The following is a 12,354-nucleotide window of genomic DNA, read 5'->3' on the forward strand; positions in this document are numbered from 1 at the left end:
ATAAATATTCTCCCTTACTTCCCTTGCTTTTCTTCATGACGTGCTTCCAACACCTTTAAAATATCGGAAAATGGCAATTTTTGTTCTCTTAATAAGACAAATAAATGGTAAATCAGATCAGAAGCTTCCCATTTGAGTTCTTCTACATCTCGATTTTTTGCAGCAATAATTACTTCTGCTGCTTCTTCTCCCACTTTCTTTAATATTTTATCTACTCCCTTCTCGAATAAATACGTTGTATATGTATCTTCAGGGCGGTTAATATCTCTTTCTTCTATAATTTTCTCTAGATTTGCGAGAATTTGATAGTCTGAAACATTAGATTCGATTGCTTCCTTATTTTGATAGACGCTCTCTACGAAACAGCTGTTGGTTCCATTATGACAAGCTGGTCCATTAGGCTTAACACATACTACTAAAGCATCTTGATCACAATCATATTTAATTTCTACAATTTGCTGTGTATTTCCACTTGTTGCCCCTTTATGCCAAAGTTCTTGACGAGAACGGCTATAAAACCATGTCTCCCCTGTTTGCAAAGATTTCTCTAAGGATTCCTTATTCATATAAGCAAGTGTTAGCACTTCTTTCGTAGCAGCATCTTGCACAATAGCAGGAATTAATCCTTTTTCATCATATTTCAATTCCTCTACTTTCATCTAACAAGCACTCCTTTTTCCTTCAAGTATTCTTTTACTTCATGCACGGATGTTTCTTTATAGTGAAAAATAGAGGCAGCTAGTGCAGCATCGGCCATTCCTTCTTTAAATGCTTCTTCAAAATGCTCGGCATTCCCAGCTCCTCCTGAAGCGATTACGGGAACAGAAACCGCCTCACTTACCGCTTTTGTCAAAGCTAGGTTGAAGCCACTTTTCTCTCCATCCGAATCCATACTTGTCAATAATATCTCCCCTGCTCCAAGAGCGACTACTTCTTTTGCCCAAGTAATCACATCTTTATCTACAGGATTCCTACCGCCATGTGTATAAACACGCCATGTGCTGAGCTCTATATCGTATTTAGCATCAATTGCTACTACAATACATTGAGAACCAAAAAAATTGGCTCCCTCTTCAATTAACAAGGGATTTAACACGGCTGCTGTGTTTAAAGATACCTTATCCGCACCTGCCCGAAGAATTTTCTTCATATCCTCTAATGAATGAATGCCTCCCCCAACAGTAAAAGGAATAGCAAGCTGGGAAGCAACTTCCTTTACGACTTCTACCATTGTTTTTCTTCCTTCATGTGAAGCGGAAATATCAAGAAACACGAGTTCATCTGCACCTTGTTCATCATAATAGCGTGCTAATTCAACTGGGTCACCCGCATCCCTTAATTGAACAAATTGGATTCCTTTTACAACACGGCCGTCTTTTACATCCAAACATGGGATGATTCGCTTCGTTAACATTATTTAACCCCCTCTCACCATGAGCTCGCTATAAAGTCTCTTTCTCTTTGTTAATACACTTGTTCCAATGCTTCTTGCAGTGTGAATTTTTTTTCATATAATGCTTTACCGATAATCGCACCACCGACACCTTTAACGTAAATTTCCTTTAGTCGGTTCAAATCCTCCATACTACTTACACCACCTGAAGCGATTACTTCTTTTTTTGTTACGATCGCCAGTTCTTCAATCGCCTCAACATTTGGTCCACTTAGCATTCCATCTGTAGCAATATCTGTAAAAATAAAAGTTTCTGCTCCGGCATCTGCAAAGCGTTTCCCAAGCTCCACAGCCTTCACCTCAGAAGTAGATAGCCATCCATGCGTTGCTACATAACCATTTTTCGCATCAATTCCAATTGCAATTCCATCCCCATATTTACGAATCATTTCCATCGCAAAGTCTGGTTGTGAAACGGCTATACTTCCAATGATTACTCGCGTTACACCATTCTCTAAATAATGAACAATGTCTGCTTCTTGCCTAATGCCGCCGCCGATTTGCACGTGAACACCTAATTTTTTAGCTGCTTCAATGACAAATTGATCATTTACTCTTTTGCCATCTTTTGCCCCATCAAGGTCAACCATATGTATCCATTTTGCTCCTTGTTCTACAAAACTTTTGGCCATATCAAAAGGAGAATCACCATAGATTGTTTCCTTTTCATAATCTCCTTGAAGCAAACGGACACACTTTCCGCCCCTCATATCAATAGCAGGGTATAAAGTAAAGGTCATGTGGGTCATCCTTTCTGTATTAGATTCGCAAAGTTACTTAATAAATGCATACCCAATTTACTACTCTTCTCTGGATGAAACTGCATACCATATACATTGTTTCGTCCTACTACTGCTGGAACTTCTTTGTCATACGAACAGCTTGCAATAATGACTTCCTCTTTTGTATCTGCATAATAAGAGTGCACAAAATAAACAAAATCATCATCCATGTTAGGTGTTACTAATGAGTCTTTCTTAAAATGAAGCTTATTCCACCCCATATGAGGTACCTTATATGCCGTACCATCTTTGGAGATACCTGAAAAGCGTATCACTTTGCCAGGCAATAACTTTAAACCTTCGCTTAAGCCATTCTCTTCACTTGATTCAAACAGTAAATGCATACCGAGGCAAATTCCTAATAAAGGTTTACCGTTCTCGACAAATGTATGAATCATTTCAGATAAGCCCGTTTCCTTCAGTTTTTCCATCGCATCTTTAAATGCTCCTACACCAGGAAGAATTAATGCATCTGCCTGGAGCAATTCTTCTTTGTCCTCTGAAATAAAATAAGGCGCATTCAATCGTTCTAATGCCTTGCTAACACTGAACAAATTTCCCATTCCATAATCAATAATCCCGATCATTTACAGCATTCCCTTCGTGGAAGGAATCCCCTTAATTCTAGGGTCGATGGTCGTTGCTTCATCTAAAGCACGCGCCAATGCTTTAAAGATTGCTTCTATCATATGGTGAGTATTTTTCCCGTAGTGTAAAATAACGTGAAGATTCATCCTAGCTTCTAAAGCTAATTTCCAAAGAAATTCGTGCACAAGTTCTGTATCAAATGTTCCGACCTTATCACTCGGGAACTCTGCACGGAATTCTAAGTGAGGTCTATTACTTAAATCGATCACTACTTGTGCTAATGTTTCATCCATTGGTACAAAACTATTTCCATAACGCTTTATACCTCTTTTATCTCCTAGAGCATCTTTTAGTGCCATTCCGAGGCATATCCCTATATCTTCTGTTGTATGGTGATCATCTACTTCGATATCTCCATTTGCTTGGACTGTTAAATTAAATTGCCCATGCTTTGTAAATAAATCAAGCATGTGGTTCATAAACGGTACACCAGTATCGATTTCAGAAACCCCTTCTCCGTCTATATTTAATGATAACTGAATGTTTGTTTCTCCTGTTTTTCTACTAACCGCTGCGGTTCTTCCCATTTTTCTTCCCCCTTTATGTAGGTATTTTAATCGATTCCAAGTCTCAATCTAACCAATTTTTTGTAAATAGCAACTACTCCTCATATCGTGCTTCTATTGCTCTTGCATGGGCTTCTAAACCTTCTAATCGTGCAAATTTGGCTATTTTATAGGCATTTTCTTTAAAGGCTGCTTCACTGTAATGGGTAATACTAGATTTTTTTTGAAAATCGTCCACATTTAATGGATTGGAGAATCTTGCTGTTCCATTTGTAGGCAGTACATGGTTTGTTCCAGCAAAATAATCTCCAACTGGTTCTGAGCTATATCTCCCTATAAATATAGAGCCAGCATGGCGAATGTTTTCGAGGATATCATATGGATTTTCTGTTATTATTTCTAAATGTTCTGGAGCAATTGTATTAATTGCTGTGGTGGCTTCATCTAGTGTTTTAACGACTACTATCAACCCATATTGATCAATTGATTTTTTCGCTATTTCTTTTCTTGGTAAATCATTTAACTGTTGCTCCACTTCATTAATAACCTCTTCTGCTAATGAAATAGATGTTGTGACAAGAACCGATGAAGCTCTTTCGTCATGCTCAGCCTGTGATAATAGATCTGCTGCGATTTCTTTAGCAACTGCTGTTGCATCTGCTAGGATGGCAATTTCACTCGGACCAGCAATCATATCTATCGCTACATCTCCAAATACTTCTCTCTTTGCAAGGGCAACAAAAATATTTCCAGGACCAACAATCTTATCAACCTTTTCAATCGACTCTGTCCCATAAGCTAATGCTGCTATAGCTTGTGCTCCTCCTACTTTATAAATTTCTTTTACCCCCGCTATATCAGCTGCCACTAAAACTGCACTAGGAAGATTGCCGTTCTCATTTGGTGGTGATACCATCACAATTCGTTTCACTCCTGCAACTAAAGCTGGAATCACATTCATTAACACGGATGAAGGATAAGCTGCTGTTCCACCAGGTACATATACACCAACTGAATCTAGAGGCAGAATCCTTTGACCAAGGACTGATCCGTTTTCTTGGGTAAAGTTCCACGAAGTTTTCAGCTGTTTTTGATGGTATTCTTTAATGTTGGCTGCCGCTTCCTTCATTATTGAAATCATTTCCGTTTCAACATGATCGTAAGCAGCCGCTATCTCTTCTTCCCTTACTAGGAGACTTGTCAGCTCGGCGCCATCCCATTTTTTTGTATATTCTATAAGCGCTTGATCACCTTTTCTTTTGACTTGGTCCATTATCTCCATAACTGCTTTTCGCTGTTCTTCTGATCCAGCATCAACAGAACGCTTTAAGCAAATATTCTCTATATCTGTCACAATCCTCATCTAGAAACCCCTTTCTAGTTATTTCACTGTTAAATTCGCCTTTACTACTTGCTGAACTCTTTCTACCAATTCACTAATTCGTTTATCCTTTAATCGATAGCTTGCCGGATTTACAATTAATCTCGAGGTGATATCTACAATTCTTTCGTACTCAACAAGACCATTTTCTACAAGGGTTTTTCCCGTCGAAACTATATCTACGATTCTATCTGTTAAGCCAATGATTGGCGCAAGCTCGATTGAACCATTAAGTTTAATGATTTCTACTTGAGATCCTTGTTCACGAAAATAAGCTGCTGCAACATTTGGATATTTCGTTGCAATTCTTGGCGCAATTTCATTCAGCTCTGTATGAGGAAGACCTGCTACTGCTAAATAACATGCACTAATATGTAAATCTAATAATTCATATACATCTCTTTCTTCTTCTAACATAACATCTTTCCCAGCGATTCCTAAGTCTGCAACCCCGTGCTCCACATATGTTGGAACATCCATTGGTTTGGCCAAGATAAAGCGGAAGTTTTCTTCTTCGACATCAATAATTAATTTACGGGAGTCATCAAATTCTGCTGGTAAACGAAAGCCTGCATCTCTTAATAAGTCAGCTGCCTCTTCGAATATTCTTCCTTTCGGCATGGCGATAGTTAACATCTCATTCATTTGACAACCTCCACTCCTTTTTTCCCGACCAATAGGATGATTTCACTGTATTGCTTCGTACAAGCATCCACATCTTTAACTCCATTAATATCTTGCGTAATGACATGGATTCCAGCTTGCCTCTTTTCTTGCGCTAATTGGAACGCTTCTTTTCTACGCTCATTACTGAATAAAATGCATTGAATAGTTCCTGGTTTTTTCCCATTCCCAAGTGCCTCTAATAATCGATCAACCCGAATAGCAAACCCAGTAGCTCCAGTTCTTTTTCCGAATTTCTCTAATAATAAATCATAGCGTCCGCCGCTCCCAATCGGAAAACCTACCCCTTCTGCATAAACTTCATAGACAATACCAGTATAGTAACTCATATGACTAACAAGGGATAAATCAAATGTCACTCTATCTGCTACTTCATAATCAACAAGAATTTCCCAAAGCTGCTTTAAGTCATCAATTGCTTTTGCCCCCTGATTTCCTTCTATTAATTGATAAGCAAGACTTATAACTTCTTCACTTCCCCTAAGCTTTAAGAAATCATTTAGTCGCTGTTTATCAATGCTTGATAAAGCAAGCTGTTCGACATGCTGGCGATATCCGACATAGTTTTTCTCATATAAATATTTCGTTAAACTATCTGCTCTTTCTTTCGTTCCAAGGATTTGTTGAAAAAACGCCTGGACGAACCCTATATGTCCAACTGATACTTGATAATTGTCTACTTCAGCTTGTTGGAGAGAGGAAATAAGCAAAGAAATCCCTTCTCCATCTGCACTAATTGTTTTATCGCCAATATACTCAACGCCTATTTGCTCAAATTCAGCTGGTCTCCCTCCTTCTCGTTGCTGCGCGCGAAAAACAGACGCATTATAAGCAAGGCGCAATGGCAATTCTTCTGATAAAAGCTTAGATGCCGCTACTCTCGCTATCGGGGCTGTCATATCTGGGCGAAGTACAAGTGTATGTCCTTGTTGATCCAGTAATTTAAAAAGCTGCTGATCTAAAATAGCAGACGCTGTCCCAACTGTTTCATAGTATTCCAATGTCGGAGTTTCAATAAATTGATAGCCCCATTTTTTTATTTCTACATCTATCTTTTGTTTTACTTTATATTTTCTTTCGTAAATCGCTGGTAATGTATCTCTCATGCCTAATGGCTTTTCAAACATAAATAAGCTACTCATCATTACACCTCGTGTTTTAAAATTCAGAATGCTTTAGTTCGCTAATATACTACCAAATTAAAGAGTTGTTTTTAGTGTACTCTTCACCTTATCATAGGTCAAGAGAAAAGTTTCATTTATTGGATCTTTCTAAAAATTATTATTTTAATTAATGGCTGTTTTCGTAAAGTTTGTGGCTATGCCCCGCAGCCAGAATACACTTCGCTTTCAGTGGGGCTCGCGCTAAGTCTCCTCAGCTTCGCCTCCGGGGTTTCAGACTGTCTTGCTAATCCACAGGAGCCTACGTGTATTCCGGTTGCTCCATTTTTCCTACTAATTCATTTTTCCTATTGAAAAAATAATAATCCTCTAGAAAACAGCCTAATTAATAAAACCCCAACTATATAAAGTAAACTTCCATCAGTTGGGTTTTTTCCTCAACACCACTGATGGTTAGTTGCACTTATCGAACCTTTACGGACAGTTTATTCCCCACCTAGCTTCTTCGATTTTCCGCAGCTTGAGATAGTCTTTATGAGTGAGATAAAGTAATTGCTTAACATATATTTTTTATTAATTCTGAAATTTTTAAAAAGACCTATCTATTCGTTACTCAAAGATAATAAATCTTGGAATAACGGAAGATAGGTTTACTTTATTTATTCATCCATTACATAGGAAGGCTCGCTTTTTCTGCGCTCTTCCATTTGTTCTGCAGTATAAATGACTTGCATCGGATTTCCGCCAACAAAATATCCAGCGGGAACATCTTTATGTACTAGTGTACCTGCAGAGACAATCGCACGGTCACCGATTTTCACACCAGGAAGAATCGTTGAATTGGCACCTATCATTACTTCATCGCCAATTTCAATCTCACCTATCCTGTATTCCTCTATTAAATATTCATGAGCAAGAATGGTTGTATTGTACCCTATGACACTATTCTTGCCTACCCTGATTTTTTCAGGAAACATAATATCTAGCATTACCATTAAAGCAAAAGAAGTTTGGTCTCCTACCTTCATTTTCAAAAGCTTGCGGTACATCCAGTTCTTAGCTTTTAAAAAAGGCATATATCTTGCTGTCTGGATAACGATAAAATTTTTGATTACTTTTAAAAAAGGGACCGTTTTATAAACATGCCACAGCGAGTTTGGTCCACTTACCGGATATCTTGTCGTCTTTCTCATGATGATTGGACTTCAGGAATAGAAAGGATATCTTTCATATTCTCAAAAATATAATCAGGGTTGTATTCCTGTAAGAATTCCTTCCCCTTTAGTGTCCAAGCTACACCTGCTGTTAAAGTACCCGCATTTTTTCCTGACAATATATCATGTTTATTATCTCCGACCATAATCGCTTCTGACGGGGATGCCTTTAATTTTTCAAGTGCAAGAAGGACTGGCTCTGGATCTGGCTTTGCCTTTGTTACATGATCCAAAGCAACCACTACGTCAAAAAACTCATCTAATTTTGTTAATTTAAGACCCATTTCTACTACATCTGATAATTTCGTTGAAACAATCGCTAGCTTAAAGCCTCTTTGCTTCAGTTCTTTGATTGCATCATATACACCATCAAAAATGGTGACAATTTTATCATGATTTTCAATATTATAACTACGATACATCGTCATCATTTCTGGCGCTCTCCATTTATCAATCGATTCAAATGTTTCTAATAATGGAGGCCCCATGAAAGGAATGACATCTTTTCGCTCATATTTTCCTGGGTAATAATGATTTAATGTATGTAAGTAAGAGGAAATAATTAATTCATTTGTATTAATTAGCGTCCCATCTAAATCAAATAATGCTGTATTAATCTTTCCAGTCAACCGAAACATCCTTTCTATTATTAACCATTTGTATCTAAATAACGTTCATGTGCCAATCCTGCTTTTCTTCGATAAGCGATTGTGACAGCAGAAAGAACAATTAAAGCTAAAGAAATTAATTGAGCCATTCGTAATTCACCAATCATTAAACTGTCTGTTCTCATTCCTTCTATAAAGAATCTTCCAATCGAATACCAAATAACATAAGATAAGAATATTTCTCCTCTACGTAAATTTACTTTTCGTAAAGCTAGTAAAATCACGAATCCAACAATATTCCATAATGATTCATATAAAAAAGTAGGATGATAGTATGTTCCGTTAATATACATCTGATCAATGATAAAAGTTGGTAAATGCAATCCTTCTAAAAACGATCGTGTTACTTCCCCGCCATGGGCCTCTTGGTTCATAAAGTTTCCCCAGCGGCCAATTGCTTGTCCAAGAATAATACTTGGTGCTGCTATATCTGCCATTTTCCAGAAAGATATGCCCTTTTTCTTTGTAAAAATATAAGTAGTAACGACAGCTCCGATTAAAGCCCCATGAATGGCAATACCACCATTCCAAATTTTCGGGATATCTCCTAGGTGGTCTTTATAATAGCTCCACTCAAAAATGACATAATAAATTCTTGCACATATTATCGAGATTGGAATAGCCCATAGCATTAAATCGGGAAAGTCATCCTTTCCAAGTCCTCTCCTATTCCCTTCGCGCATTGCAATAATTAGCGCAAGAATCAATCCTGAACCGATTATAAGTCCATACCAGCGGACATCAATTGGTCCTAATGAAAATGCAACTGGATCAATTGGTCGTATATCTTCCATCTGATTTCCTCCTATTCCCAAGGAATGTTTAAAGGCATAATAAATATTTTACTTTTATCTCACCTTTTAGTTCCCTTTTTCTACCATCTATTTACTTTCTTTCGTCCGATATAACATTATTTAGTTTATTTGTGAATTGTTCTGCTGCATTCACGCCCATGCGTTTTAAGCGGAAATTCATTGCCGCTACTTCAATAATGACCGCTAAGTTTCGTCCTGGGCGAACTGGAATTGTAAGCTTCGTTACTTCTGTATCAATTATTTTCATTTTTTCTTCATCTAAGCCTAAACGGTCATATTGCTTGTTCTGTTCCCATAGTTCTAGCGACATAACTAATGAAATCTTTTTGTGCGTTCGCACAGCCCCTGCTCCAAATAAAGTCATTACATTAATAATCCCTAAACCACGAATTTCCAATAAATGTTCAATTAGTTCTGGTGAACTGCCGACAATTAAGTTTTCATCTTCTTGTCTTATTTCCACACAATCATCAGCCACTAATCGGTGTCCACGCTTAACAAGCTCAAGAGCTGTTTCACTTTTACCTACACCACTTTTACCAGTGATTAACACGCCCACACCATAAATATCAACAAGAACACCATGAACAGCCGTAGTAGGCGCTAGTTTTCTTTCCAAGAAATTAGTAAGTCGACTGGAAAAAAGCGATGTTTTATGCTTAGAACGTAATACTGGTACTGCTAATTCCTCTGATGCTTCGATTAATTGCGGTGGTACTTCCATATTTCGCGTAATAATGATTCCTGGAGTAGTATCACTACATAATTTCGTTAAGCGGTTTGCTCTTTCTTCCTCACTTAATCGTTCTGCAAAGGAAAGTTCAGTCTTACCTAACAGCTGAACACGCTCTGCAGGATAATAGTTAAAATAACCAGCCATTTCTAAACCTGGTCTTGATATATCACTAACTGTAATTGGTCGATTAATACCTTCTTCTCCACTTACAATTTCTAAATCAAACTCTTCAATCACATCTTTTATTAGTACTTTTGCCGCCATGAAGCTCCTCCTTTAAAGGTCCTTGCTGTTAAGTTTTTATAAACAGAAAAAAACTGTTTAATTTTAGTCATTATTTATAATTCCATATTCACCTTATTTTAGCATTAAAAGATAAATATATGCTAGAATTCAGTCAAATTATTAGGAAAAGGTATTCTAAAATAAAGAAAACTTTCATCAATAGTTTTTTTCCTCATCCCCTCCTAATGATTTGTTGTACTTAACGGATATCTTCTTCGATTTTCCGCAGCTTACTATCCGTTAACAGTAGGATAAAAAGACAAAAAAACTGCCAGATAAAGCAATGGAATAGTTTCCACTTCTATATCTGGCAGCCTCTTACCCTTTTTCTCGAAGGACTGTATTTTGAACAATTATATTGCAAAGTGAAAGTAAAATGCTAAAAAGCAAGCACATACCAAAACTTGAAATTTCAAGACTGTCTCCCATCAATCTGTCTGTTAATGACAATGTAATAGCATTGATGACAAATAAAAATAGTCCTAGCGAAAGAATTGTTACAGGTAATGTCAATAAAATTAATATTGGTTTAACAATAATATTTAGCAAGGATAAAATAACGCTTGCTCCAATCGCAGCACCAATCCCTGATAAATAAAATTGATCTTGAAATAAACCAGCCAATGCTACAAAGAAAATAGCATTAATTAGTATTCCTACTATCCATCTCATTCCAATTACTCCTCATTAAGCATAGTAGAAACCGATACTGGTTATAGGGAAAAAACAATCTAAACGAACAGAATTAGAAATTCGCATATGTTTTTCCATCCCGAGTTTAATTACCTTATCGGTTTCCTCTATTATAATTAATTATTTTTTTCAATCTTCTTCACTTTAATCGATCCTGTTTTTGTATTAGCATCAATTTTTGTATGATGCTCACTTGATTGTATCGATTTAAATTGTAACGTCTTTTGAAGAACTTCATTTTTCTCTTCTACTATTTGTATCCCCTCTAACTCTACATTAAATCCACCGAAATTCGTTTTTAACTCTCCACTAACCGCTAATGTTTCTGGTAAGCTTACCTCGATACTACCTGTTGTTCCTTGAAGTTCAAACACTTCACATGTTTCCGAATGGTTTGTGCATAAAATACTGCCGTTAAAGGATTGTAAATCGACTTTATTAAAATAACCTTCAACTGTAATCGATCCATTTATCGTTTCAGCGTCAAGTTTTTCTATATTGCCTTTTTCGACTTTAATACTGCCGTTTGCCGCATCCGCTTCTACTTTTTTATTTTCACCAGCCTGTAACATTATTTTACCATTAGCCGTTTTAGCATACAATTTTTCCGCTTTAACATCAAATGTAGTAATGGGTCCATTAAATAAACGAACGATGGCTGATTCATACGAAGTTTGTGGGATATAAACTTGCGTTTTTACCTTCATCCATTTATGATTCGTTTTTACTAGTAATTTCTCATCATCTACAATTACATCTACTTCCTTTAAAAACACATTTTTTGCTTCTTCTAACGAATTTACGCGATATACCTTTGCTTTACATTCAATACTAACTTCTTCTTGATCCCATGGAATAAGCTCCACTTCTCCATTTGGAATATCAATATCTAACTTTTTTGGTGTGATATTATTGTATTGAAAAATATGAGAAACTTCTTCAAAATGACCAAAGTTTAAATCTAGGTCTACTTCCTTCACCTTTTTTATCGTTGTATCAACAAAGTCAAAGAGCTTATCTTTCGCAGATTGAAAATTAAATCCATAATTTGAATTTGTTTCTTTCTTCTTTTCATGAAACTTTGTTTCTTCTTGAAAATCTTCTAATATTTTCTTTTCGTCTTCATTGAGTGACTTCTTCTCATTTACTTCATCAACCTTTTCCATTAGCTTTAATGCTTCATCTACGGTCAATTTGCCACTTTCCACTAGTTCTAAAATTCGCTTTTTCTCATCTGCCACTTTAAATCCTCCTCAAAAATGAACGATTTTATTCCTTTAAAACCTCCACCTAAATTAGATAAGATACGAAACTGCACATTATAAAATGAATGTAATCAAAAATAAGATTATTTTCTTCTATTGAAAA

Annotated in this window: 14 protein-coding genes; all 14 read right to left on the reverse strand. The window is 36.6% G+C overall.

The genetic code is table 11. The features are described 5' to 3' along the window. Positions 1 to 14: 14 nt before the first annotated feature. Positions 15 to 659 carry a bifunctional phosphoribosyl-AMP cyclohydrolase/phosphoribosyl-ATP diphosphatase HisIE gene (gene hisIE / locus HHU08_RS19345; protein ID WP_016203876.1) on the reverse strand — a complete coding sequence of 215 codons (645 nt, stop codon included), beginning with the start codon at positions 657 to 659 and terminating at the stop codon, positions 15 to 17. After that, entirely contained in the window at positions 656 to 1,414 is a 759-nt protein-coding gene (gene hisF / locus HHU08_RS19350) for an imidazole glycerol phosphate synthase subunit HisF (RefSeq protein ID WP_169189071.1), read from the reverse strand. Before hisF ends, hisIE begins: the two co-directional genes overlap by 4 nt. A gap of 50 nt (positions 1,415 to 1,464) precedes the next feature. Then, a complete protein-coding gene (gene hisA, locus HHU08_RS19355; protein WP_169189072.1) occupies positions 1,465 to 2,193 on the reverse strand; it encodes a 1-(5-phosphoribosyl)-5-[(5-phosphoribosylamino)methylideneamino]imidazole-4-carboxamide isomerase in 729 nt (242 codons plus the stop codon). A gap of 5 nt (positions 2,194 to 2,198) precedes the next feature. Next, on the reverse strand, positions 2,199 to 2,822 hold the full coding sequence (hisH, locus tag HHU08_RS19360) for an imidazole glycerol phosphate synthase subunit HisH (RefSeq protein WP_169189073.1): 624 nt from the start codon (positions 2,820 to 2,822) through the stop codon (positions 2,199 to 2,201). After that, a complete protein-coding gene (gene hisB / locus HHU08_RS19365) occupies positions 2,823 to 3,410 on the reverse strand; it encodes an imidazoleglycerol-phosphate dehydratase HisB (RefSeq protein WP_169189074.1) in 588 nt (195 codons plus the stop codon). Between the two features lie 73 nt (positions 3,411 to 3,483). Further along, the gene (gene hisD, locus HHU08_RS19370; RefSeq protein ID WP_169189075.1) at positions 3,484 to 4,752 is read right to left on the reverse strand and encodes a histidinol dehydrogenase; all 1,269 of its coding nucleotides are present in this window, start codon (positions 4,750 to 4,752) and stop codon (positions 3,484 to 3,486) included. An 18-nt stretch (positions 4,753 to 4,770) separates the two neighbouring features. Beyond that, complete coding sequence (gene hisG / locus HHU08_RS19375; RefSeq protein WP_101729275.1) at positions 4,771 to 5,415, reverse strand: ATP phosphoribosyltransferase; 645 nt, start codon at positions 5,413 to 5,415, stop codon at positions 4,771 to 4,773. Then, a complete protein-coding gene (locus HHU08_RS19380; RefSeq protein WP_169189716.1) occupies positions 5,412 to 6,596 on the reverse strand; it encodes an ATP phosphoribosyltransferase regulatory subunit in 1,185 nt (394 codons plus the stop codon). The genes hisG and HHU08_RS19380 overlap by 4 nt, the downstream gene beginning before the upstream one ends. A gap of 638 nt (positions 6,597 to 7,234) precedes the next feature. Beyond that, on the reverse strand, positions 7,235 to 7,768 hold the full coding sequence (locus HHU08_RS19385; RefSeq protein WP_169189076.1) for an acyltransferase: 534 nt from the start codon (positions 7,766 to 7,768) through the stop codon (positions 7,235 to 7,237). Continuing rightward, positions 7,765 to 8,418 carry a pyrophosphatase PpaX gene (gene ppaX, locus HHU08_RS19390; protein ID WP_016203886.1) on the reverse strand — a complete coding sequence of 218 codons (654 nt, stop codon included), beginning with the start codon at positions 8,416 to 8,418 and terminating at the stop codon, positions 7,765 to 7,767. The genes HHU08_RS19385 and ppaX overlap by 4 nt, the downstream gene beginning before the upstream one ends. 20 nt (positions 8,419 to 8,438) lie before the next feature. Beyond that, on the reverse strand, positions 8,439 to 9,251 hold the full coding sequence (lgt, locus tag HHU08_RS19395) for a prolipoprotein diacylglyceryl transferase (RefSeq protein WP_169189077.1): 813 nt from the start codon (positions 9,249 to 9,251) through the stop codon (positions 8,439 to 8,441). Between the two features lie 91 nt (positions 9,252 to 9,342). After that, positions 9,343 to 10,272 carry an HPr(Ser) kinase/phosphatase gene (gene hprK / locus HHU08_RS19400; protein WP_016203888.1) on the reverse strand — a complete coding sequence of 310 codons (930 nt, stop codon included), beginning with the start codon at positions 10,270 to 10,272 and terminating at the stop codon, positions 9,343 to 9,345. 339 nt (positions 10,273 to 10,611) lie between these two features. Further along, on the reverse strand, positions 10,612 to 10,965 hold the full coding sequence (locus HHU08_RS19405; protein WP_169189078.1) for a phage holin family protein: 354 nt from the start codon (positions 10,963 to 10,965) through the stop codon (positions 10,612 to 10,614). Between the two features lie 137 nt (positions 10,966 to 11,102). Next, the gene (locus tag HHU08_RS19410; RefSeq protein WP_169189079.1) at positions 11,103 to 12,227 is read right to left on the reverse strand and encodes a DUF4097 family beta strand repeat-containing protein; all 1,125 of its coding nucleotides are present in this window, start codon (positions 12,225 to 12,227) and stop codon (positions 11,103 to 11,105) included. Positions 12,228 to 12,354 lie beyond the last annotated feature (127 nt).

The sequence above is a fragment of the Niallia alba genome (assembly GCF_012933555.1).
Classification (GTDB): Bacteria; Bacillota; Bacilli; order Bacillales; family Cytobacillaceae; genus Niallia; species Niallia alba.